The organism is Pseudoclavibacter sp. 13-3, from assembly GCF_021168475.1.
Taxonomy (GTDB): Bacteria; Actinomycetota; Actinomycetes; order Actinomycetales; family Microbacteriaceae; genus Pseudoclavibacter_A.
The window spans coordinates 497,105-521,080 of the sequence record NZ_JAJOZT010000001.1 but is presented as its reverse complement, the minus strand read 5'-3'; the positions used below and the strand labels follow the sequence as shown (position 1 = coordinate 521,080).

Genomic DNA, 23,976 nt, shown 5'->3' with positions numbered 1-23,976 from the left:
TATACCGCCGTCGTGCTTTTCGCCATCGCGGCCCTGGCACTGATCGTCGGCTTCGGCCAGCAGACCATCTGGCGCCCGCCGGCTGAGATCGTCGAATCAGTCGATACCGCTGCCCAGGGCGATGCCGCTGCGCCACTGGCCGTCATCGACGGCTCCGCTCTCGCTCAGCACGACGGCAAGGCCACCGTGGTCGTCACGGGCTCGCAGCGCGTCTTCGCAGCGGCAGGCCCGTCCTCTGACGTGGACGCGTGGGTTGAGAACGCATCGGTCAACCGCATCACCTCCGCAGGCCGAGACCTCGGCGTGAGCACTGCCGGGTCAGAGCAGACGGTGCCTGACCCAGCGGGTTCAGATCTCTGGACCACTGAGCAGAGCGCTGACGGTCAGCTTCATCTCGAGGTCGACTCCGTGCAGACCTCGTCGCTGCTGATCGCCTCTGACGGCGAGCAGCCGGCGCCCACCCAGATCAGCATCAGCTGGCCGAACGTGAACCCGACACCGTGGGTGCGACCGCTGCAGATCATCGGATACGTGCTGCTGCTGGGCGGTTTCGTGCTGCTGCTGATCGATCGCATCGCGAACCGCCGCGGCCCGCGTCGTCGCACACACCGCGGCAAACGTCTCGTCACTGAAGAAACGAAGTCGCTGAAGGGCGGTGTCGTGCCCGGCGACGACTATGAGACCGAAGCAGGGAAGGCTCCTGTGGTACCCGGCAAGCCGTCGAACGACGATTCTTCGAACACGAAGCCGGCATCGTCTGGTCCTACGGCACAGCAGCCCCCGACCGCTTCGGCATCGAGTGCCAGGCCCACCGGCGAGAGGCCGCAGACGCCCGCCGCAGAGCCGGCAACCGGCAGCGCAGATGACGCCGAGTCGGAGAAGGCGAACCCTGACAAGACTCCGGGCACAGGCGCCAAGAGTCGTGCCGGCCTCGCGAAGAAGCCGCTGCGTGGGCTGTTCGTCTTCGCCATCGCCGGAATGCTGGCCCTGACCGGCTGCTCGCAGGCCGATCCGTCGGCGCCGAGCTCCGCAGCCTCCGACGCGCCCGCTGACAGTGATCAGTCGGCGACTCCCGTGCTGAAAGCGCATTTTCAGACCATTCTCGACCAGATCGCGACCACCGCGAGTCAGGCAGACGCCGCCCTCGATCCGAACATGCTGACCAGCAGATTCACCGGCGAGGCTCTCGCCGCACGGCAGGGCTACTATGCGATCAAGTCGAAGTTCCCCGATGAGCCGGCCATTGATTCGATCGTGTCGTCGCCCATGAACGTGTTCCTGCCGCAGTCTGGCAAAGACTTTCCCCGTACGGTGCTGGTCGGCGTTCAGGACGATCAGGCCGAGGGGCAGCCGAAGCGCCTGCTGCTGCTGCAGCAGGAGTCGGCCCGCGACAACTACAAGCTCAAGACGGTGATCAACAACCCGATCCCGCCGATTCCAGACCTCCCCAGCGAACTCGTCGGCTCGCAGGTGATTCCGAATGACAGCAGAGACCTCGCGATCGCTCCGGGAGTGGTCGGGGAGCACTATGCCGACCTGCTGGCGAACGGTGACTCCAGTCAGTTCGCGGCTCAGTTCGACATCGCCAACGACCAGTACCTGCAGCGTCGTCGTGAGAAGGTCAGTCAGCAGCGAGAGAATCTCGGTGATGACGGTCAGCTGAACGTGACCTATCCGCCGGGAGCCTCAGCTCCAGTGGCCCTGACCACCGCAGACGGCGACGGCCTGGTGTTCGTCAGCGTCAACGAGACGTGGGAGGTCAAGCCCGCGAAAGAGAACGGCGTGATCAAAGACCTCACGGCAGCAGACAGCGCCGTGATCGGCTCGAACGAGACCAGCAAGGGCCTGCAGCGGGTGTACAGCACCATGCTGGTCTTCCGAGTGCCGAAAGACGCCACGCAGAAGGCGACGCTGGTCGGCTACACGTGGCAGCAGGAATCAATCAAGGAGCTGTGACATGAGCGCACATGAAGTGCCGAACGCTTCAACCGGTGTGCCGGGAGTTCCCGACGCACACGGAGCAATCGATCTGGGGGCGGTGTCGAACCCGAACGGTGCGACCGGTGCCGCGCAGACTGCCACCGGAGGCGCCGCACGTGCGGTTCTGGTGACCACGCTTGACGAGCAGAGCTTCGGCGAGAGCGTGCAACGTTCCACGCGCACGCCGCTGCTGCTCGCGCTCGTCTCAGGAACACCGCAGGACCAGCCCCTGGTCGATACGCTCACCGAGTTGGTCATCGCCCAGCAGGGGCGCCTGCTGCTCGGCATCGTCAACGCACAGCAGCATCCGCAGATCGCTCAGGCTCTGCGCGTTCGCACGCTGCCGACCACCCTTGCCCTGATCGCCGGCCAGCCGGTGCCGCTCTTCGAAGGCCTCGCCGATCGCACCCAGATCGAGCCCGTCATCTCGCAGGTGCTGCAGGTGGCCGCCCAGCAGGGAGTGACCGAGGTCGTCGAGTTGCCGAGTGACGATGAAGCCGCAGAAACCGAGGAGCCGAAGCTGACGCCGCAGCAGATCGCCGCTCAGCAGGCCCTCGACGACGGGCGCTTCGCCGACGCATCGCATGCCTTCCAACGTATTCTCGACGAGTCGCCGAAAGACGAGTTCGCGCGCCACGGTCTGCTGCTGTCTCACCTGCGGGCACGTCTCGAACAGGTCGACCAGGGCACTCCCGAAGCCCAGAGCGCCAACGACGCGCAGCTCAGCACGGCCCTCGAACAGGCCGACCGCACCTGGCTCGCCGGCGACCCGGAGAAAGCCTTCGACGTGCTGCTGCAGCCTGCTCTCTGGGCAAACCCTGACGACCGCACGCCGCTGCAGCAGCGGCTGATCGGCCTGTTCGAGCTGACCGGCAACACCGATGCCCGGGTCAACGCCGCACGCACCAGGCTCGCCAGCCTGCTGTTCTGAACGTGATCGACTCGCAGACGTCATACCTCGACAACGCGGCCACTGCGCCGATGCTTCCTGCCTCCCTCGACGCCTATGTGCATGCGGCGCAGACGGTGGGCAACGCATCGGCCGTGCACACCGCTGGCCAGCAGTCACGCGCCCTGGTCGAAGAGGGGCGTGCTCGGGTCGCGGCGTCGCTCGGCGCAGACCCGGCCGAGGTGGTCTTCACCGCCGGCGGCACAGAGTCGATCAACCAGGCGGTGAAAGGCATCTACTGGTGGCGCGAGGCCGACGGCCGCCGCCCGCTCGTGGTGATCGCCGAGGCCGAACACCATGCGACCGAGGCCTCTGCCCGCTGGCTCGAGCAGACCCAGGGCGCGCAGGTCAGACGCGTTCCAGTCGATCACGACGCCCGCATCGACCTGGCCGCGCTGCGACAGCTGGTCGACGCCGAGGGCACACGTATCGCTCTGATCAGCGTCATCGCCGCCAACAACGAGGTCGGCACGCTGCAGCCGCTGGCCGAGATCGCTCAGATCGCACGCGAGCATGACATCCCGGTGCACGTCGACGCGGTCGCCGCCTACGGTCAGACGCCGCTCGGCTTTCACGACCTCGGCATCGCCGCGATGAGTGTCTCGGCGCACAAGATCGGCGGGCCGCTGGGCACCGGCGCACTTGTGCTGAGACGAGACGTCACTCCGGTGCCGCTGCTGCACGGCGGGGGGCAGGAGCGCCGCCTGCGCAGCGGAACGCTCGACACCCCGTCGATCGCGGCCTTCGGCGTCGCCGCCGAGCATGCCGCTGGCCAGCTCTCTGCTCGCGCCAGCCGGCTGGGCGAGCTGCGCGATCGACTGATCTGCGGCATCCGCCGCACAGTGCCCGAGGCCGTCGTGACCGGCGCCCTCGGAGACCAGCGGCTGCCCGGCAACGTGCATGCGGTCTTTCCCGGCTGCGAAGGCGACTCGCTGCTGTTCCTGCTCGACGCCGCCGGGGTGCGGGCCTCGACGGGTTCGGCGTGCACCGCAGGCATTCCGCAGCCCAGTCACGTGCTCGAGGCGATGGGCTTCGACGAGCAGGACTCCCGCTCCGCCCTGCGCTTCACTCTGGGCGAGGGCAGCGGCGAAGGCGATGTGGACGCGGTGCTCGCGGCACTGCCCGACGTCTATCGTCGAGCGCGGCAGGCCGGCATGAGTGCGACGCCGCCCAAGATCTACTGACGGCGGGACCATCTGCCAGAGGCCACCTCGGTGGATGCGCTGTCGGAGCTCGCGACTACACTGGAACGACGTCAGAGACCTGCTGACGGCACAGGACGGTGCCGATCGCGCGAGACCCGTGCGAGCAGGCGAATCCGAGATGACGAAGGAGCGAACATGCGGGTACTAGCGGCGATGAGCGGTGGGGTGGATTCCTCGGTCGCAGCCGCGCGCATGGTCGAAGCCGGCCACGATGTGGTCGGCGTGCACTTGGCCCTCTCGCGCATGCCGGGCACACTGCGCACCGGCTCGCGGGGCTGCTGCACCGTCGAAGACGCCACCGACGCGCAGCGGGTATGCGCACGCCTGGGCATTCCGTTCTATGTGTGGGATTTCTCCGAACGCTTCAAAGAAGACGTCGTCGACGACTTCATCAGCGAGTACTCGGCAGGGCGCACGCCCAACCCCTGCCTGCGCTGCAACGAGCGCATCAAGTTCGCGGCGCTGCTCGAAAAGGCGATCGCACTCGGCTTCGACGCGGTGTGCACAGGGCACTACGCCAAGATCGTGACCGCGCCCGACGGCAGCCGAGAGCTGCACCGAGCGGCGGCCTGGGCCAAAGACCAGTCGTACGTGCTCGGTGTGCTGACCGGCGCCCAGCTCGAGCACGCGCTGTTCCCGCTCGGCGACACACCGTCCAAAGACCTGGTGCGCGCCGAGGCGGCTCGCCGCGGGCTCGAGACGGCGAGCAAGCCCGACAGCTACGACATCTGCTTCATCTCTGACGGAGACACCGCCGGCTGGCTCGAAGACAAGGTCGGTAAGGCCCCGGGCGACATCGTCGATCGCTCCGGTGAGGTGCTGGGGCACCACGAGGGCGCGCACACCTTCACCGTGGGGCAGCGCCGCGGCCTGCACATCGGCCGGCCCGCGTCAGACGGGCGCCCGCGCTATGTGCTCGAGGTGCGCCCGATCACACATGAGGTCGTCGTCGGCCCGCATGAGGCCCTCGCCGTGCGCGAGATCGCCGGATGCCGTCAGTCGTGGGCCGGAGAGCCCCCGGTCGAGGTGCACTCCGGTCTCGACATCATGGTGCAGGTGCGAGCGCACGGCGATCCGGTGCCGGCACGGGTGCGCATCGTCGACGGCGAGACGCTCGTCACCCTGCGCGACCCGCTCATGGGCGTGGCTCCCGGCCAGTCGGCGGTGCTGTATCTGGGCGAGCGGGTGCTGGGCCAGTTCACCATCGACCGCTCCGTCGCCGCCGATGCGGTCTCATCTGACGCCGCCCAGGTCGCCGATCAGGCCATCGCCTCATGAGCACGCCTCTCGACGACGCGCAGATCGCCCAGCTGACGCACGAAGACGCAGCACGACGGGTGCGCGAGCTCACCGATCGCATCATCGAGCTGCGCGACGCCTACTACGAGCGCAACACCTCGTTGGTCAGCGACGAAGAGTACGACCGACTGCAGATCGAGCTCGCCGCGGTCGAGCACCAGTTTCCCGATCTGCAGAGCCAGGACTCGCCGACCCTGACCGTGGGCGGGCGTCCCGACGGGTCGAGCTTCGCAGCGGTCACCCACGCGGAGCGCATGCTGAGCCTCGATGACGTGTTCAGCATCGGCGAGCTCGATGACTGGATCATGCGCACCGAGCGGCGGCTGGCCGGCCGCAGCTTTCACTACCTGACTGAGCTGAAGATCGACGGTCTCGCCATCAACCTGCGCTACGAGAACGGGCGACTGGTCAGCGCGGCCACGCGCGGCGACGGCGTGGTCGGTGAAGACGTCACCGAGAACGTTCGCACGATCGAGGCAGTGCCCTTCGAGCTCGCCGGCACCGGACATCCGCCGCTCGTCGAGGTGCGCGGCGAGGTCTTCTTTCGGGTCGCCGACTTTCATGCGCTCAACGCCAGCCTGGCCGATGCCGGCAAGAAGACCTTCGCGAACCCGCGCAATGCGGCGAGCGGGTCGTTGCGGCAGAAAGACCCGCGGGTCACGGCGGCCAGACCGCTGACCGTGCTCGTGCACGGACTCGGGGCATGGCCCGACCCGCCCGTGGCGAGCCAGTCTGAGATCTACGACCTGTTTCGCACGTGGGGGCTGCCGGTCTCGACGCACAACCGCCTGCTCACCTCGATCGACCAGGTGCACGAGTTCATCGCGTTCAACGGGCAGCACCGTGCCGAGATCGAGCACGAGATCGACGGCGTCGTGGTCAAAGTCGACGAGCTCGCACTGCACGACGAACTGGGTGCCACCAGTCGGGCGCCGCGATGGGCGATCGCCTACAAATACCCGCCTGAGCAGGTGAACACGAAGCTGCTCGACATTCGGGTGGGGGTGGGCCGCACCGGGCGTGTGACCCCGTACGCCGTGGTCGAGGCCGTGCACGTCGCCGGCTCGACAGTGCGTCAGGCCACGCTGCACAATCAGGATATCGTCAAGGCCAAGGGCGTGCTGATCGGTGACACCGTGGTGCTGCGCAAGGCCGGCGATGTGATTCCCGAGATTCTCGGCCCGGTCGTCGAACTGCGCACCGGTGACGAGCGGGCGTTCGCGATGCCTGAGCACTGCCCGGAGTGCGGCGCCGTGTTGGCCCCGTCGAAGCCCGGCGAGATCGACGTGCGCTGCCCGAACACGCAGTCGTGCCCGGCGCAGGTGGCAGGTCGACTCGAGTATCTCGCCTCACGAGCCGCACTCGACATCGAAGGCCTCGGAGCGGTTGCCTCGATCGCTCTGACGCATCCGCTGGCGCCCACCACGCCGCCGCTGACCACCGAGGCGCGACTGTTCGACCTGACGCTGGCCGACATCTTTTCGGTGCGTGTCGAAGTGACCGACCCAGAGACCGGGCTGCCCAAGCAGACCGACGAAGGCGAGCCTGACATCCGCGCACCGTTTCGGCGTCAGCGCCGCAAGAGCGACGGCGAATGGGCGGGGCCCGACGAGGCGGCGTTCAGCGGCGACGAGCACTCGGTGCCCAGCGAACTCGCGCACAAGATGCTCGCGAACATCGATGAGGCCAAGACCCGGCCGCTGTGGCGCCTGCTTGTGGCGCTGAACATTCGTCACGTCGGGCCGGTGGCCGCTCGTGCGGTCGCGGGGCACTTCGGGTCGCTCGATGCGATCCGCGCCGCCGAGACCGACGAGCTGGCCGCCGTCGACGGCGTCGGCCCGATCATCGCCGAGGCCATTCGCGACTGGTTCACGATCGACTGGCACTGCGACATCGTCGAGCGGTGGCGGGCGGCCGGCGTGCAGTGGGCGACAGCGGGGCATCCGGGGCCGCATGCGGATGCCGACGGCGGTGCCGAGGCGCCGCTGGGCGGGCACAGCGTGGTCGTGACCGGCACCGTGCCCGGGTACACGCGAGAAGAGGCCGAAGAGGCCGTGATCGGGCTCGGCGCGCGTGCGGCTTCGAGCGTGTCGAAGAAGACTTTCGCAGTGGTGTTCGGCGGCGGCGCAGGCAGCAAGCTCGCCAAAGCCGAGAAGCTGGGAATCCCGATGATCCCGGCCGAGCGATTCGTCGACTTTCTGCATGATCCGACCACGGTGGTCGAGGAGATCGCGGCGGGCGGCGATGGGCAGGGCACCGGCGAGGCGACGTCGCAGGGCGCTGTCGAGAACGAGAAGGGCTGACATGAGCGATCAGGATTCCGCACGCACCGCATTCGCCGACGGGTTTCGCACCTTTCTGGCGCACAGCCCGACCTCGTACCACGCGGCTGAGGCGGTCGCTGCCCGGCTGACGGCCGCAGGCTTTACCCGCCTCGACGAGCGCGACGAGTGGCCGAGCGCCGCGGGCCGCTACGTGGTGGTGCGCGACGGCGCGGTGATCGCGTGGGTGGCACCCGAAGGCGCCGCTGCGACGACGCCGCTGCGGGTCATCGGAGCGCATACCGACTCTCCGGGATTTCGGCTGAAGCCGACGCCAGACTTCGTGACCCACGGGTGGCAGCAGGTCGGTGTCGAGATCTACGGCGGGCCGCTGCTCAGCACCTGGTTCGACCGGGATCTGGCGGTCGCCGGGCGCGTGTTCGACCGAGCGGGCCGTGCCCATCTGGTGCGCACCGGGGCGATCGCACGCATTCCGAATCTGGCGATTCACCTCGACCGGGGTGCGAACAGCCAGCACACGATCGGGCGCCAGCAGGAGACGGCACCGGTGATCGGGGCCGTCGAAGGCGTCGATGCCGGCGGAGGCAGTCTGATCGGGTACGTCGCGGCTCGTGCGGGCTTGGAACCCGCAGACATCACAGGTGCCGATCTGTTCCTGACCGACACGCAGCCTGCCGCGCTGCTCGGCATGCACGAAGAGTTTCTCGCCGCAGGTCGACTCGATAATCTCACGTCGGTCTACGCGGCGCTGGCGGCGCTCGCGGCTGTGGCCGGAGGCAGCCGGGGCGAGCGACTGGTCGCGACCGGCGAGCACGTCAGCGTGTTCGCCGCCTTCGACCACGAAGAGGTCGGGTCGGCCACGCGCTCAGGTGCCGCAGGGCCGTTTCTCGAAGAGGTGCTGCTGCGCATCGCGGAAGGCCGCGGCGCGACCACGGGGCAGCGACTGCAGTCTTGGGCCGAGTCCTGGGTGCTGTCGAGCGATGCCGGGCATCTGGTGCACCCGAACCATGCGGGCAAGCACGACCCCGAGCACCTGCCGACGCCGGGCAACGGCCCACTGCTGAAAGTCAACGCCCAGCAGCGGTACGCCACCGACGGTGCCGGCGAGGCGCTGTGGCACGGCCTGGCCGAGGCCGCCGGAGTCCCGGTGCAGTCCTTCGTCTCGAACAACGATGTGCCATGCGGCAGCACGATCGGGCCGATCACGGCGACACGTCTGGGCCTGCGCACGGTCGACGTCGGCGTGGGGCTGCTCTCGATGCACTCCGTTCGCGAGCAGGTGCATCTCGGCGACCTTCGGGCGCTGTCGCAGCTGATCGCGACCTACTTGCTGGCGGCCGAGGAGCGCGCCGCATGAGCGACAACTCTGTGCAGACCGACTGCTCTGCACTCGCATCTGCCAGACCGCGCCTGTGGACAGCAGTCGATGCGGCCGTGACCTATCGCTGGCCGCAGGCGAATGATCACAAGTACTCTCGTGGCGTGCTCGGGCTGGTCACCGGGTCGCCGCAGTTCCCGGGTGCTGCCGTGCTGAGCTCCGTCGGCGCACTGCACACCGGCTTGGGGATGCTGCGCTGGCTGGGTGACGAAAGCGTGCGCGACCGGGTGCTCGACTTCGCTCCCGAGGCGGTGACCACCGAGGGGCGTACCGATGCATTCGCGGTCGGCAGCGGTCTGCCCGAGGTGAGCGCTCAAGCAGGTGACCCGGAGCTCTTTCAGCGGGTGCACGATCTGCTGACCAGCGGTGTGCCGACCGTGGTCGATGCGGGAGCGCTCGCAGCCATCGACGAAGCGGCCCTCGAACATGGGCACCAGTGGATTCTCACCCCGCACCTGGGGGAGTTTCGCCGTCTGGCGAGACGGCTCGGCATTGACGCCGCGGTCGATACGCTCGATGACCCGGCTCGGCACGACGAAGACTCTGTGGCGCGCCATGCCGAAGCCGCTGCCATCCTGGCCGAGCGAACAGACTCGGTCGTTCTGCTGAAGGGCGCCCAGACGGTGGTCTCTGACGGCGCGCACGCGGTCTGCGTGACGGCGGGAACGCCATGGCATGCGACCGCCGGCACCGGCGACGTGCTGACCGGCGTGATCGGTGCACTGCTCGCGGCCCACGCCGATGCGCCGTCGTCGCAGGACCTCATCGCAGTCGCGGCCTCAGGAGCCTGGCTGCACGGACGAAGCGGTCAGCTGGCACGAGGGCCGTTCACCGCACTGGAGCTTGCCGAGGCACTGCCCGAAGCAGTGCGGTCGATCGCCCCGAACCCGGTGGCCTCGCACTGATCGGCCTCCCCGGGCGGAGCTGGTGGTGTGATGTTGAGCGAACCGTGATCAGAGCACGTCAGCACGAGCACGTCAGCACGAGCAGGTCAGACGAAGTGGGGCAGAGGCTCGTCCGGGGCGAGGCTGCACGACGGCGTCAGGCGATGGACTCCGCATCAGGATTCGGCTCGACGAACCACGCTGGTGCGGCGTAGCCGAGGCAGAGATCGGCGAAGACGCCGGCCAGCCCATGATCAGGGTCATGCTCGAGCACCTGCGCGAGCAGCCGCTCGGCGACGCTGCTGATGCCGATCGCCCACCACAGCCATGCGATCATCGCAGTGAGATCTGCACGCACCGTGGGATCAGCCGCTGCGCAGCAGCGCTGCAGCACCTGCACCGCAGACCGCATTCGCTCACGGTCTGGCGGCGCCGCAGGAATGCCGCGAAGCACCAGCTCGGTCAGCGTGTTCTCTACCCGATAGGCCACCGAGGCCAGCTGTGTGTGCCGAACACGCGTATGCTGCGACTCTTGGGCTGCCAGGCTCAGAGCTTCGGGACCGAAGGCCAGTCCGACCAGAAAGATCTCGCGCACGATGTCGAGGTGGGCAACGGTGCAGAAGTCGAGCAGTCGGTCGACTGAGCCGACGTGATCGGGCCCCGGCGGCGGGATGCCGAGTGAGATGCGTCGAACCAGATCGTCGAGGTCGAGATCGAGGGCCTGCAAGACCTCATGCAGCCGAAGGCTGGTGGGCAGCGCATCGAGACGGTCGGCGAGTGCCTTCGACGTCTCGGCAGAGAGCCGCTCATCGCTGGACGGCAGCTCAGACATCGCATCGAGATCGACGATCTCGCGATCGACGGCCATCATCGCGTCGAGGCGCATCGGGTTCTGGTCGATCTCTTCGAGATCTCTGCCGCCGACGGGCAGATCGGCATCGAGATAGCTGCCCCAGCCGTCGCTCGCGACGCAGCATGCGTCGAGCACTTCGATCTCGGAGTCGGCGAGACAGTCTTCGAGCAGAGACCAGAGCAGTGAATAGGGCAGTCTCGTATTGCCGCCGACGGCTCGGTCACAGTAGATGACCGGAACGGCTCCGGTGCAGCCGGGCACCCGACAGAGCGTGTCGACGACCAAGTTGGCGAACTCCCGAGTCGTGACCAGGTCGTCGTCAGCGGGCAGATCGAGGCGAAACGAGCCGATGCTGCGTTTGCCAGAGAAGAACACGGCGACGAGGCTCTCGTGGGCGATGAAGCCGGTGAGCGCCGGAAGCGTGGCGAGAAACTGTGCGGAACCCTGCGGTTTGAGTGTGACTTTCATGCCCCCAGCATCGCCGCGCAGGCGAGTGCCGGCGACCTGATGATGACTGCTGTGCACGCAGATCGCTGAGGCGATCATCTGTGCAGAGAGCAGATCGGCATTGCTCAGCGCGGGTTGAGCACCTGCAGTGCTTCATCGTGCACGCGACCGTTGGTGGCCAGCGCCGTGCCCTCCCAAATGCCCGGTTTGCCGGCAGTCGAGCTGAACCGGCCCCCGGCCTCGGTGACGATCGGAACCAGCGCGGCCATGTCATACGGCTTCAGATCGGGCTCAGCGGTGACATCCGTCGATCCGTCGGCGACCAGCATGTACGGCAGAAAATCGCCGAACATGCGCTGCCGGTGCGCCGCATCGAGCAACGCGATCGCCTCAGCGCGCTGGTCGACGAGATCCCACTGATCCAGGCTGCCGATGCTCACGAAGCCGTCGCTCAGCCGATCGACCACCGACACGTGCAGTCGCTGGGGCTCACCGCCCGCGAAGACGCCGAACGCTCCGCAGCCTTGCGCCGCCCACCATCGTCGAGCGAGCAGGGGAGCGCTCACCACGCCCACCACCGGCTCGCCGTCGACGACCAGGGCGATCAGCGTCGCCCAGACCGGCACACCGCGAAAATAGTTGCCGGTGCCGTCGATCGGGTCGATGATCCACTGCCGGCCGGGCTGGCGCCGGCCGCCGTACTCCTCGCCGTAGACGGTATCATCGGGGCGGCCTGAGGCGACCAGCTCGCGCAGCCGTTGCTCGGTCGCCAGATCGGCATCGGTGACCTCTGAGTCGTCGTCCTTGGTCTGCACGTCGAGGTCGCTGACACGAAAACGAGAGGTGGTCACCTGATCGGCGGCATCTGCCAGGGTGAGAGCGAACGAGAGATCCTGCGCGAGCGTGAACGACATGACTCAAGGGTACCTGTGCCCGACGGGTCGCGGCGCCCCCGGCACGCCGTCGGCACTGTGAGAGTCCGGCGAGCGGCGCATGATCAGTACTTCGGGCGGTCGTGCAGATTGCGCAGCACCCGCACCAGAGAGTGCACGCGCTGATGCAGTTCGGCCGGCAGCCCGGCTGCGAGCTCGTCGGCGTCGAGCTGCCCGATGGGCGTCTGCGTGACGATCGGCACCAGCGACTCGAGGTCGGGAAACGCCTGAAACACTCGATCGGCCTGCACATGGCCGAGACCGAACGACCGCACTCCCGGTGTGTCGATGAGCCAGCCGTGCTGCGCATCGACCGCGACGTGATTGTCATCGTGGGATGCGTTCGCCCCTGCCGAGCCGCCCTCGCGACCCGAGCCGCTTGATCCGGCAGCGTCACCGGAGTCGGCGACCGCAGCATCCGCCGAGATCGCCTCGACGCGGCAGGCCAACGCGGATGACGACGTGTGCCGACCGCGTCCAGTGACAGCGTTGACGTGCCCGGTCGCGCGATCGGCCGCGGGCACCACCGCGTTCAGCAGCGTCGACTTGCCCACGCCCGAGTGCCCGATCAGCACCGCGATGTGGCCGAGCGCGACGTCGAGCACGGCATCGCTCGCGAAGCGGTCGGCGCGACTCTCCAGCACCTCGATGTCCAGACCCGCGAGGTGCTCGTGCACTGGTGCGGCGCTCGCCAGGTCGGTCTTCGTCACGGCCACGATGGGAATGATTCCGGCGTCGAGCGCGGCGACGATGCAGCGGTCGATGAACCCGAGGCTCGGATCTGGCTGCGCGGCCGCCACCACGATGATCAGTCGGTCGGCGTTGGCCACGACCACGCGTTCGACCGAGTCGATGTCGTCGGCGCTGCGCCGCAGCACGGTCGTGCGCGGCTCGACCCGCACGATGCGGCCCAGCGTGCCGTCGTCTCCGCTGAGGTCGCCGACCACAGCCACGCGATCGCCGACCACGATCTGCTTGCGGCGCAGCTCGCGTGCTCGGGCCGCGGTGACGGCCTGCCCGGTGGATGCCACCTCGAGCTGGTAGCGCCCGCGATCGACCGCGATCACGAAGGCCTGCTGGGCGTCGTGGTGGGCGGGCCGGCGCTTGCTGCGCGGCCGGTTGGCCTTGGGACTCGGCCGCACCCGCACGTCGGACTCGTCGTAGTCGTCCCACAGCCCGCGCTCGTCGACGTCGCTCTGATCTGACCAGGCCATCTCAGACGCCCAGACTCAGCAGGTCGATCTTCGGCGGCTCGACCAGTGCCGACCACATGCCCGCGAAGTCGGGCAGCGTCTTGCCGGTCGAGTTGATGTCGTCGATCTCGACGTCGGCCACCAGCAGGCCGATCACGGCGCCCGCCGTGGCCATGCGATGATCGGCGTAGGCCTGCCACGACCCGCCGTGCAGCTCGGCGGGTTCGATGATCAGCCCGTCGTCGGTCTGACTGACCCGGCCGCCCAGCCCGTTGATGTCGGCCTCGAGCGCGGCGAGCCGATCGGTCTCGTGCCCGCGCAGATGAGCGATGCCGCGCAGACGGGTCGGGCTGCTGGCCAGCGCCGCGACTGCCGCGATGGTCGGAGCCAGCTCACCGGCCGCTGAGAGATCGAGATCGGCGCCGTGCAGCTCGCCGCCGCCGCTGAGCGTCAGCACGCCCTCTGCGAGCTCGGTGTGCCCGCCGAACGCGGCGAAGAGCTCGGGCAGCAGCGCCCCGACCTGCGTCGTGTCGGACGGCCAGCCGCCGACCGAGACCCGGCCGCCGGTCACCAGCGCGGCCGCCAGAAACGGAGCCGCATTCGACAGATCTGGCTCGAGCCGCACGTCGGCTCCGGCGATCGGCTGCTCGGCCACCCGCCAACAGGTGGGACCCAGCTGCTCGACCGTGACGCCGTGCTCGGCGAGGGTGGCGATCGTCATCTCGATGTGCGGCAGGCTGGGCACGTGGCCACCGACGTGCTCGATCACGGTGACGCCCTGATATCGGGGAGCCGCAAGCAGCAGCGCCGAGACGAACTGGCTCGAGGCTGAGGCGTCGATGCGAATGTGGGCGCCGGTCACCGATCCGGTGCCGTGCACCGTGAAAGGCATGCCGCCGCGGCCGTCATCGGCCACGTCGACGCCGAGCTGTCGCAGCGCCTCGATGATCGCCCGCATGGGTCGCTGTCGAGCGTGCGAATCGCCGTCGAAGCCGACCGGTCCCATCGCCATCGCCGCGATCGGCGGCACGAAGCGCATGACTGTGCCGGCCAGGCCGCAGTCGATCGAGACGCTGCCGTGCACGTCGGCGATCGGGGTGACGCGCAGGTCACCGCAGTGATCCGCTGAAGTCGCGGCGGATGCCGTGGTCGGCGAGCCCGTGAGAAAGACGGACGCAGCGGGGGAGGCGGGGTCGCGCGGTGCATCCGCCAGCGGTTCGATACGGGCGCCCAGCTGTCGCAGGGCCTCGATCATCAGGGCGCTGTCGCGTGAGTGCAGCGGTGCTCGCAGCACCGAGGGCGCGTCGGCCAGGACGGCCAGCACCAGCTCGCGATTCGTCAGCGACTTCGACCCCGGAATGCGCACCGTCCCGGTCACCGGACCAGTCGGCGTGGGAGCCACCCATGGTCGTGCGGGAGGGACATCGGTCGCGGCGCGCTCGCCGTCTCTGGAATAGCCACGTATCTGCATCGTTGTTAAGTGTATCGGCAGCAGTGACTGCGCAGGCGAGGCGAAAGGATACATCCGTTGACAGCGACATGTCTCGCACGCAGGCCGGTAGACTCGGTCGAGATGACATCCCCGAATACTGATCACGAGGGCTCCGAGACTCCGGCGCACGAGCAGATGCAGGCGGAGTCGACGCAGGCTCCGCTCGACGTCACACTGCTGTCAGCCGATGAGCGCCGCGAGCTGTTCGAGCAGCAGGCCATGCCGTTCATCGACCAGCTCTACGGCGTGGCGATGCGCATGACGCGCAACCCGTCAGACGCCCAAGACCTCGTGCAGGAGACCTACGCCAAAGCGTTTCAGGCGTTCGGATCGTTTCGGCAGGGCACCAATCTCAAAGCGTGGCTCTACCGCATTCTGACCAACAGCTACATCAACACCTATCGCAAGAAGCAGCGCACCAAGGGCACTGAGAGCATCGACGCTCTCGAAGAGTGGCAGATGGGCGGTGCCGAGTCGGCGACCGCGACGTCTTCGCGATCGGCAGAGATCGAGGCTCTCGATCGCATGCCCGAGTCGCAGGTGAAAGAGGCGCTGCAGAATCTGCCTGAAGACTTTCGGCTGGCCGTGCTGCTGGCCGACGTCGAAGGGTTCTCATACCAAGAGATCGCAGACGTGATGAAGACCCCGATCGGCACTGTGATGTCGCGGTTGCATCGCGGACGCAAGCTGCTGCGCACGGAGCTCTCTGATTACGCCGAGCAGATCGGGCTCAGCGACAAGTCGGCGGCCAACAAGCGGTCTGGGCGGTCCAAGAGCACGACGGCCAAGAAGAAGGCGGTGAACGACAAATGAATCGCAAGAGCCAGAATGACGAGGCGATCACCGGATGCGAGCGCGTGCGTGCGCAGCTCGAAGAATACGTGCACGCCGAGCTGACGGCCGACGAGACAAAGGTCTTCGACGAACACATGCGCACGTGCCCTGAATGCACCAGTGAGCACCAGCTGAGCAGGGTGCTCACCGAGGTGATCGTGCGGGGCTGCCGAGAAGAGGCGCCAGAGGGGTTGAAGCTCAGGGTGGTCGCACGTCTGCGTTCCCTGCACGCCGAGCACTGACCCAGCAGCGTACGCTTGGGCAAACACGAAGAAGCCCGGCAGGAGGAGAGCTCCCGCCGGGCTTCGTGACGTGTGAACCGGGTCAGCCGAGCGCGCGTGCGATCAGGCCGGCTTCCTGCTGCTTGTGCCGGAACTGCGAACCGGTCGCCGGCGAGGCGGCAGCCTCACGTGCGACGACGCGCACCGGTCGGTCGCCCAGCGCGTGCGGCATGTGCAGGGCGAGGAACGGCCAGGCGCCCTGGTTCTCGGGTTCGTCCTGCGCGAAGACCAGCTCGGCGTTCGGGTACTGGGCGAGCACGCGCCGCAGCTCGGTCTCGGGCAGGGGGTAGTACTGTTCGAGACGAACCAGCGCCACAGTGGTGTCACCTGACTTCTGCACCGCTGCGAGCATCTCCCAGTAGAGACGGCCGCTGACCACGACGACGCGGCGCACTGCGCTCCTGTCGATCGAGCGGGTCTCGTCGAGCACGGGCTCGAACTGGCCGTGGGTGAAGTCTTCGACGGGGCTGACGGCCGTCTTCAGACGCAGCATCGACTTCGGCGTGATGACGATCAGCGGATGCTGTGGCCGGCTGAAGGCCTGACGGCGCAGCAGGTGGAAGTGCGAGGCCGGCGTCGACGGCTGAGCGACGATGAGGTTCTCCTGCGCGGCGAGCGAGAGGTACCGTTCGATGCGTGCCGACGAGTGGTCGGGGCCCTGGCCTTCGTAGCCGTGCGGCAGCAGCAGCACGAGGCCCGAACGCTGGCCCCACTTCTGCTCGGCCGAGCTGATGAACTCGTCGATGACCGTCTGGGCGCCGTTGGCGAAGTCGCCGAACTGCCCCTCCCAGAGCGTCAGCGCTTTGGTGTTCTCGACGGAGTAGCCGTACTCGAACGCCATGACCGCGAATTCGCTGAGCAGCGAGTCGTAGATCCAGAAGCCGGCCTGCTCGTTGGCGAGATTCAGCAGGGGGAACCACTCCTGGCCGTTCTTCTGATCGTGCAGCACGGCGTGCCGCTGCACGAATGTGCCACGGCGTGAATCCTGCCCGGTGAAGCGCACTGGCACGCCCTGCACGAGCAGCGAGCCGAAGGCGAGCAGTTCGCCGAACGCCCAGTCGATGTGGCCGTGGCGCGACATCTCGTAGCGCTTCTCGAGCACCTTCTTCAGCTTGCGGTGCACCGTGAAGCCCTCGGGGGTCGCCATGTGAGCGTCACCGATGCGCTCGACGAGCGCCTGAGGAATGCTGGTGGCGCGCTCGAACGTGCCGCCGGCAGCCGCAGCCTCGTGCTGCTGGGCTTCGGGCAGCTGGATGTCGTTGATCGCGCGGGCGGTGTGACCCCCGCCGCCGAGCGCCTCTTCGTATGACTTCTTCTGAGCGGCGTGCGTCTCGTCGAACGCACGTTCGAGTGCGGAGTGAAAGTCGGCGTCGGCCTTGTCGTACTCTTCTTGGGTGATGTCGCCTCGACCGATCAGAGCCGAGGTGTACAGCGCTCGAACCGAGCGCTTCGACTCGATGATGCCGTACATCAGGGGCTGGGTCATCGAGGGGTCGTCGCCCTCGTTGTGACCGCGACGACGGTAGCTGACCATGTCGATGAGCACGTCGCCGTGGAAGCGCTGACGGTACTGGAAGGCCAGCTCGGCCACGCGCACGACCGACTCGGGATCGTCGCCGTTCACGTGGAAGATCGGCGCCTGGATGGTACGGCCCACGTCGGTCGGGTAGACGGAGGAACGACCGTCGTACGGCTTGGTCGTGAACCCGATCTGGTTGTTGACGATCACGTGAATCGTGCCGCCGGTGCGGTAGCCGCGCAGCTGCGACATCTGCAGTGCCTCATAGACCGAGCCCTGGCCCGCGAAGGCTGCATCGCCGTGCACAAGAATCGGCAGCACGTTGAAGGTCTTGTGCGGCTGGGCGTCTTGCTTGGCGCGAACGATGCCCTCGAGCACCGTGTTGACGACCTCGAGGTGCGAGGGGTTCGCCGCGAGGTACACCTTGACCTGACGCTCCTGCTCGCTGGTGAACACGCCCTCGGTGCCGAGGTGGTATTTCACATCGCCCGAACCGGTCTGCTGCGGCTGCGTGCCCTCGAACTCGCGGAAGACCTGCGCATAGGTCTTGCCGGCGATGTTCGTCAGAACGTTCAGCCGGCCACGGTGGGCCATGCCGATGCCGACCTCGTCGAGCTCTTCGTCGGCGGCGCGCTGCAGCACTTCGTCGAGCAGTGCGATGAGCGATTCGCTGCCCTCGAGCGAGAAGCGCTTCTGGCCGACGAACTTGGTCTGCAGAAAGGTCTCGAAGGCCTCTGCCTCGTTGAGCTTCTTCAGAATGTGCAGCTGAGTGTCGTGCCCCGGCTTGGAGTAGGGCCGCTCGAGCTGATCCTGCAGCCACTCGCGCTGCTCGGGATCCTGGATGTGCATGTACTCGACGCCCACGTTGCGGCAGTAGCTGTCGCGCAGCTGGCCCAGGATCTCGCGCAGCTTGGCCGTGGGAGCGCCGGTGATGCCGCCGGTCACGAACGAACGGTCGAGATCCCAGTGGGTCAGGCCGTGTGTGAGGATGTCTAGGTCGGGGTGGCGGCGCTGATGGTATTCCAGCGGGTCGATGTTGGCGATCAGATGGCCGCGCACCCGATAGGCGTGGATCAGCTGCTGCACACGGGCGGCGCGGCCGACCTCGTCGGACGAGTTGATGGCCACATCGGGCACCCACCGCACGGGCTCGTAGGGCAGACGCAGCGATTCGAAGATGTCGTCGTAGAAACCGTGGTCGCCGAGCAGCAGCTCGTGCACGATCTTCAGGAACTGACCCGAGCCGGCGCCCTGGATGACGCGATGATCGTAGGTCGAGGTCAGCGTGACGACCTTCGAGATGCCCAGTCGGGCAATCGTCTCAGCACTCACGCCTGAATACTCAGCCGGATAGTTGAGCGCACCGGCACCGATGATCGTGCCCTGGCCCTTCATCAGGCGTGGCACCGAATGCACCGTGCCGATGCCGCCGGGGTTCGTCAGCGAGATGGTGACGCCGCTGAAATCGTCGGCGGTCAGCCTGTTGTGACGCGCTTTGTCGACGATCTGGTCATAGGCGGTGATGAACTGCTCGAAATCCATCTCTTCGGCGTGCTTGATGCCGGGCACCAGCAGTGCGCGGGTGCCGTCTTTCTTCGGCACGTCGACGGCGATGCCGAGGTTGATGTGCGCGGGCTGCACGACCGACGGCTTGCCGTCGATCACGTCGTAGTAGACGTTCTGGCTGGGGAAGCCCTTCAGCGCCTGGACGAGCGCCCAGCCGATGATCTGTGTGAACGAAACCTTGCCGCCGAGCGATCGCTTGAGGTGATTGTTGATCACGATGCGGTTGTCGATGAGGATCTTCGCCGGGATCGTGCGCACGCTGGTCGCAGTGGGAACCGTGAGGGATTCGTCCATGTTGCGCGCAAGCGCTTTGGGCATGCCGCGCAGCGGGGCGACCACGGGCTCGCTGACCTCTGTCTCGGCTGGCTCCTCGCTGACGGGTTTGGCCAGCTGCGTGTTGCGATCAGCGGGAATCGGCTTCGGCGCAGGAGCGAAGTTCGTGGTGCGGGCCACCGGCAGGTCGCCGACGATCGGAATGGATGCAGTCGGGAACGGAGACGCCGTGGGCAGCGTCGAGCGCACCGGCGGCACGGGGCCGGGATGCGGCGTGCTGTGCAGATCTTCCTCGGCCTGCTGGGCAAGTTGCGCCTGCCGATCGAGACGTGCGTCGGTGGTGCCGTCGGAGAGACGGGCACCGCCCGAAGGCGCGTGCTCGACGACGGAGTCGGTCGTTGCCGACTGCCCTGCAGCGGGTTGCTCCGCCTTGTCGGGGCGATAGTTCTGGAGAATGGGCAACCACTCCTCATCGACGCTTCCCGGGTCTTTCTGAAACTGCTCGTAGACCTGCTCAACGAGCCATTGGTTGGCCCCGAATTCCTGGGGGTCGAAGCTGCCTGATCCGTTGGTGGCCAAGACAATCGCCTCTCTTCATCGAAATGCTGACGTGACAACCCTACCGGCATTCGTCGAACGGTCGAATTCGGCATCGGTGATTCTCCGACAGATGTTGGAACGGGTCGGCGGAGCCGAGAACTGCCCGTCGCTCACAACCGCCGCCGAAAGCGATGCACTACCGTTGACTGCATGCGCTTCTATGATTCGCGACCCCAATACGATCTGACCTATTCAGACGTCTTTCTGATTCCCTCGCGCAGCGAGGTCGGGTCGCGTCTGCGCGTCGATCTGGCCAGTGACGACGTCACCGGTATGACCACGCCGATCGTCGCCGCGAACATGAACGCCGTCACCGGTCCGCGGCTGGCCGCCTCGTTGGCGCGTCGTGGCGGTCTCGGCGTGCTGCCGCAAGACATGGATCAGCAGTCGCTGCTCGAAGCGGTCGCGTGGGTCAAAGCGCGATCATCCCGGTTCGCCTCACCGTTCCTGGTCGATGCCGACCTGCGGGTCGAGCAGGCGAAGCGGATGCTGCCTCCGGCCGAGGGACACGGCTTCGTCGTGCAGGACGCACACGGCGGGTTCGTCGGCATGCTCTCGGCCACCGTGCTCTCTCGGGCGCTCGACGACGCCCGACTCGGCGACCTCGTGCACGGTGACCAGCCGGTGCTGCAGCAGAGCGAGGTGCCCGACGCCGAGACGCTCTTCAACGCGCTGCACGATCGCGCCTACCAGCTCGCCGCCGTCTTCGACGGTGACCGGCTGCTCGGCACCGTCAACCAGAAACAGGCGATGCGATCGACGGTGTACCGGCCCAACGTCGACGCTCAGGGGCGCCTTCGGGTGGCCGCCGCGATCGGCATCAACGGCGACGTGGCCGGCCGGGCAGAGGCGTTCATCGCCGCCGGCGTCGACGTGCTCGTGGTCGACACCGCGCACGGCCATCAGATCCAGATGCTCCAGGCGCTCGAAGCGGTGCGCAGCGTCTCGAAGACCCACGCCGTGGTCGCAGGCAACGTGGTCACCGCGCAGGGCGTCGAAGACCTTGTCTCTGCCGGTGCCGACATCGTCAAAGTCGGCGTGGGGCCTGGAGCCATGTGCACCACCCGCATGATGACCTCGGTCGGCCGTCCGCAGTTCTCGGCCGTGCTCGAGGCGGCGACGACCGCCCGTTCGATCGGCGCCGGGGTCTGGGCCGACGGGGGAGTGCGCTATCCGCGCGACGTCGCGCTGGCGCTCGCCGCCGGAGCCAACGCCGTGATGATCGGCTCATGGCTGGCCGGCACCATCGAGTCACCGGGCGTCGTCGAGCGTGACCAGACGGGACGCCTCTTCAAGCGCAACTACGGCATGGCCTCGTCGAAAGCGGTCGCCGGTCGGTTCGCGAAGCTGACCCCGCTGGAGCGAGCTCGCAAGTCGATCTTCTCCGAGGGCATCAGCGACTCGAAGCTCTACATCGATCCGCTCACCCCGTCGTCCGAAGACATCCTCGACCAGATCACCGCAGGCGTCCGCTCTGCGGCGACCTATGCCGGCGCCGGCGACCTCGCCGCGTTCCGCGAGCGCGCGACCATCGGCATCCAGTCGGCTGCCGGATACGAAGAGGGGCGCGCCCTCCCCGAGAGTTGGTGAGTGATCCGGTGAACGATCTCATCCTGTTCCTGATCGGCATTTTGCTGACCTTGGGAACCGGCATGTTCGTGGCAGCCGAGTTCACCCTGGTGAACATCGATCGTGCCGATCTCGAGGCGCGGCGCGATCGCGGCGAGAAGGGTCTCGACCGCATCATCGGCGCGCTGCGGCAGACGGCCACGCACCTCTCCAGCGCGCAGCTCGGCATCACCCTGACCACCCTGCTCGCCGGCTATACGCTCGAACCGGCCCTGTCATCGTTCTTGGCACCGCTGTTCGATCTGGTGCGCCTGCCCGACCCGTGGGCCGGCACGATCAGCTCGATTCTCGCGGTGGTGGTCGCGACCGTGCTCTCCATGCTCTTCGGCGAGCTGGTGCCGAAGAACTTCGCGCTGGCTCGCCCGATGGTGGTGGCCAAGATCGTGGTGCCTTTCCAACTGGTCTTCACCGCTCTCTTCAAGCCAGCGGTGATCCTGCTCAACGACACCAGCAACCTGGTGCTGCACGGTTTCGGCATCGAGCCGCAGGAGGAGCTCTCGTCAGCACGCAGCGCAGAAGAGCTCTCGTCGCTGGTCAAGCGTGCGGCACTGGCCGGCAGTCTCGACTCGCAGACCGCCACACTGCTGACCAAGACGCTCGACTTCTCTGAGCTCGCCGCCGGCGACGTGATGACGCCGCGGCCGAGCATGCAGCACGTCGAGGCCACCGACACTGCGCAGGATGTCATCGATCTGACTCGCCGAACGGGCTTCTCCCGCTTTCCGGTGATCGGCCGTGACGGCGACGACGTGCTCGGCCTGGTGCACGTGAAGCAGGCCGTGGGCGTCGAGCGCGCGCAGCGCGGGATGGTGAAGGTCAAAGAGCTCATGGTGCCGATCGCACGAGTGCCCGAGACCATGCCGCTCGACACACTGCTCGGCGAGCTGCGCGGGCGCAGCCTGCAGATGGCGGTCGTGGTCGACGAGTACGGCGGCACGGCCGGCGTGGTGACGCTCGAAGACCTGGTCGAAGAGCTGGTGGGCGAAGTGGCCGACGAGCACGACCGCCTGCACCTTGGAGCGGTGCGCACGCGCAGCGGCAGCTGGCTGCTGCCAGGTCTGCTGCGCGCCGACGAGATGGCCGACCTAGTGCAGGTGACCTTTCCTGAGGGCAGCGCCTACGACACGCTGGGCGGGTTCGTGATGGAACGACTCGGTCGCATCCCGCAGTCTGGCGACGCGGTCGAGGAACCGGGCGTCGGCACGTTCGTGGTCACGGCGATGGACGGCCGGCGGGTCGACCGGGTGCGCTTCGCGCCGGCTCCGCTTGTCGAGATCGCCGTCGCGCACGAGCGCGCACAGGAAGGCGGTGAGGCACGATGAACGACTGGGCGGGAATTCTCTGGCTGGTGGTGCTGCTCTTGGGCAACGCCTTCTTCGTCGGCGCCGAGTTCGCCGTGGTCACCGCTCGGCGCTCGCAGATCGAACCGCTGGCAGAGGCCGGCAACCGCAGGGCCAAGACCGCGCTGTGGGCGATGGAGCACGCCACGCTGATGCTCGCGGCGACCCAGTTGGGCATCACCATCTGCTCGCTGCTGATTCTGAACGTCTCTGAGCCGGCCATCCACCATCTGCTCGAGGTGCCGCTCGGGTGGCTCGGGCTCACCGAGGCGGTGACGGGCACCGTGGCCTTCGTGATCACGCTGGTGCTGGTATCGTTCCTGCACGTGGTCTTCGGCGAGATGGTGCCGAAGAACATCGCGTTCTCTCTGCCAGATCGCGCCGTTCTGCTGCTGGCGACACCGCTGGTCGGCTTCGACAAGATCTTCAAACCGGTGATCTGGGCGCTCAACAAGGGTGCCGATCTGGTGCTGATCGTGTTCGGCGTCAAGCCGCAGCATGCTGCGAGCACAGCGTTCACTCTCGACCAGGTGGCCACGATCGTCGCCGAGTCGACCAGGGAGGGCACGCTCGACGACCGCGCGGGCACGCTGGGCAACACATTCGAGTTCACCGAGAAGCGTGCGGTGGATGTCGCGGTGCCGACAGCCCGACTGCGCACGCTGGCGCAGACGGCGACGCCCGACGACGTCGAAGACGCCGTGGCCGAGGACGGCTTCTCGCGGTTCCTGATTCGTGGACCGCAGGGAGCGCTCATCGGCTATGTGCACCTCAAAGACGTGCTCGATCTTCCGGCAGACCGTTACCGTTCCCCGATTCCGGTCGACCGCATCCGCCCGCTGATCACGATCGACGCCGACACCGAGCTGGAGGATGCCTTGACGATCATGCAGCGCCAGGGCGCGCATGTCGCGCGCGTCGCCGACGCCAGCGGCCGCGTGACCGGGGTGCTCTTCTTCGAAGACATCATCGAGGTGCTCGTCGGCGAGGTGCACGACGGCACGCAGCGTGAGGGCGTCGAGCCGGCGTAGCCTCAGCCT

Annotated in this window: 17 protein-coding genes; 12 read left to right on the top strand and 5 right to left on the bottom strand. The window is 67.4% G+C overall.

All coding sequences use genetic code 11. The annotated features are described in order from the left end of the window. Positions 1-12 precede the first annotated feature (12 nt). The 7 genes from LRX77_RS02275 to LRX77_RS02245 all read left to right on the top strand — a co-directional run bounded on the left by LRX77_RS02275 (position 13) and on the right by LRX77_RS02245 (position 9,998). A complete protein-coding gene (locus LRX77_RS02275; protein ID WP_231831227.1) occupies positions 13-1,956 on the top strand; it encodes a hypothetical protein in 1,944 nt (647 codons plus the stop codon). Position 1,957: 1 nt separating this feature from the next. After that, positions 1,958-2,911: a tetratricopeptide repeat protein gene (locus tag LRX77_RS02270; protein WP_231831226.1), complete on the top strand. Its 954-nt coding sequence runs from the start codon at positions 1,958-1,960 to the stop codon at positions 2,909-2,911. A 2-nt stretch (positions 2,912-2,913) separates the two neighbouring features. Next, positions 2,914-4,113, top strand: coding sequence for a cysteine desulfurase family protein (locus LRX77_RS02265; RefSeq protein ID WP_231831225.1), 1,200 nt, complete (start codon positions 2,914-2,916; stop codon positions 4,111-4,113). A 156-nt stretch (positions 4,114-4,269) separates the two neighbouring features. Then, positions 4,270-5,412, top strand: coding sequence for a tRNA 2-thiouridine(34) synthase MnmA (gene mnmA / locus LRX77_RS02260; RefSeq protein ID WP_231831224.1), 1,143 nt, complete (start codon positions 4,270-4,272; stop codon positions 5,410-5,412). Continuing rightward, positions 5,409-7,736: an NAD-dependent DNA ligase LigA gene (ligA, locus tag LRX77_RS02255; protein WP_231831223.1), complete on the top strand. Its 2,328-nt coding sequence runs from the start codon at positions 5,409-5,411 to the stop codon at positions 7,734-7,736. The genes mnmA and ligA overlap by 4 nt, the downstream gene beginning before the upstream one ends. Before the next feature lies 1 nt (position 7,737). Next, entirely contained in the window at positions 7,738-9,072 is a 1,335-nt protein-coding gene (locus LRX77_RS02250; RefSeq protein WP_231831222.1) for a M18 family aminopeptidase, read from the top strand. Beyond that, the gene (locus tag LRX77_RS02245; RefSeq protein WP_231831221.1) at positions 9,069-9,998 is read left to right on the top strand and encodes an NAD(P)H-hydrate dehydratase; all 930 of its coding nucleotides are present in this window, start codon (positions 9,069-9,071) and stop codon (positions 9,996-9,998) included. Before LRX77_RS02250 ends, LRX77_RS02245 begins: the two co-directional genes overlap by 4 nt. 136 nt (positions 9,999-10,134) lie before the next feature. Here the strand turns inward: LRX77_RS02245 and LRX77_RS02240 are convergent, their stop codons facing one another. The 4 genes from LRX77_RS02240 to aroA all read right to left on the bottom strand — a co-directional run bounded on the left by LRX77_RS02240 (position 10,135) and on the right by aroA (position 14,873). Further along, positions 10,135-11,298 carry a DUF4192 family protein gene (locus LRX77_RS02240; RefSeq protein WP_231831220.1) on the bottom strand — a complete coding sequence of 388 codons (1,164 nt, stop codon included), beginning with the start codon at positions 11,296-11,298 and terminating at the stop codon, positions 10,135-10,137. Between the two features lie 104 nt (positions 11,299-11,402). Then, a complete protein-coding gene (locus LRX77_RS02235) occupies positions 11,403-12,191 on the bottom strand; it encodes an inositol monophosphatase family protein (RefSeq protein ID WP_231831219.1) in 789 nt (262 codons plus the stop codon). Positions 12,192-12,274: 83 nt separating this feature from the next. Continuing rightward, the gene (gene rsgA / locus LRX77_RS02230) at positions 12,275-13,423 is read right to left on the bottom strand and encodes a ribosome small subunit-dependent GTPase A (protein WP_231831218.1); all 1,149 of its coding nucleotides are present in this window, start codon (positions 13,421-13,423) and stop codon (positions 12,275-12,277) included. Position 13,424: 1 nt separating this feature from the next. Next, positions 13,425-14,873 carry a 3-phosphoshikimate 1-carboxyvinyltransferase gene (gene aroA / locus LRX77_RS02225; RefSeq protein ID WP_231831217.1) on the bottom strand — a complete coding sequence of 483 codons (1,449 nt, stop codon included), beginning with the start codon at positions 14,871-14,873 and terminating at the stop codon, positions 13,425-13,427. 156 nt (positions 14,874-15,029) lie between these two features. Between aroA and LRX77_RS02220 the strand changes: the two genes are divergently transcribed. Next, positions 15,030-15,707 carry a sigma-70 family RNA polymerase sigma factor gene (locus tag LRX77_RS02220; protein ID WP_231831500.1) on the top strand — a complete coding sequence of 226 codons (678 nt, stop codon included), beginning with the start codon at positions 15,030-15,032 and terminating at the stop codon, positions 15,705-15,707. After that, the gene (locus LRX77_RS02215; RefSeq protein ID WP_231831216.1) at positions 15,704-15,970 is read left to right on the top strand and encodes a zf-HC2 domain-containing protein; all 267 of its coding nucleotides are present in this window, start codon (positions 15,704-15,706) and stop codon (positions 15,968-15,970) included. The genes LRX77_RS02220 and LRX77_RS02215 overlap by 4 nt, the downstream gene beginning before the upstream one ends. A gap of 82 nt (positions 15,971-16,052) precedes the next feature. Here the strand turns inward: LRX77_RS02215 and LRX77_RS02210 are convergent, their stop codons facing one another. After that, positions 16,053-19,952, bottom strand: coding sequence for a multifunctional oxoglutarate decarboxylase/oxoglutarate dehydrogenase thiamine pyrophosphate-binding subunit/dihydrolipoyllysine-residue succinyltransferase subunit (locus tag LRX77_RS02210; RefSeq protein ID WP_442961602.1), 3,900 nt, complete (start codon positions 19,950-19,952; stop codon positions 16,053-16,055). Between the two features lie 165 nt (positions 19,953-20,117). Here LRX77_RS02210 and LRX77_RS02205 point away from each other — a divergent pair, with 165 nt between their 5' ends. The 3 genes from LRX77_RS02205 to LRX77_RS02195 are packed head-to-tail and all read left to right on the top strand — an operon-like array spanning position 20,118 to position 23,967. Next, positions 20,118-21,557, top strand: a complete 1,440-nt coding sequence (locus LRX77_RS02205) for a GuaB1 family IMP dehydrogenase-related protein (RefSeq protein WP_231831214.1) — start codon at positions 20,118-20,120, stop codon at positions 21,555-21,557. An 8-nt stretch (positions 21,558-21,565) separates the two neighbouring features. Continuing rightward, positions 21,566-22,918, top strand: coding sequence for a hemolysin family protein (locus LRX77_RS02200; RefSeq protein ID WP_231831213.1), 1,353 nt, complete (start codon positions 21,566-21,568; stop codon positions 22,916-22,918). Further along, the gene (locus LRX77_RS02195; protein WP_231831212.1) at positions 22,915-23,967 is read left to right on the top strand and encodes a hemolysin family protein; all 1,053 of its coding nucleotides are present in this window, start codon (positions 22,915-22,917) and stop codon (positions 23,965-23,967) included. Before LRX77_RS02200 ends, LRX77_RS02195 begins: the two co-directional genes overlap by 4 nt. Positions 23,968-23,976 lie beyond the last annotated feature (9 nt).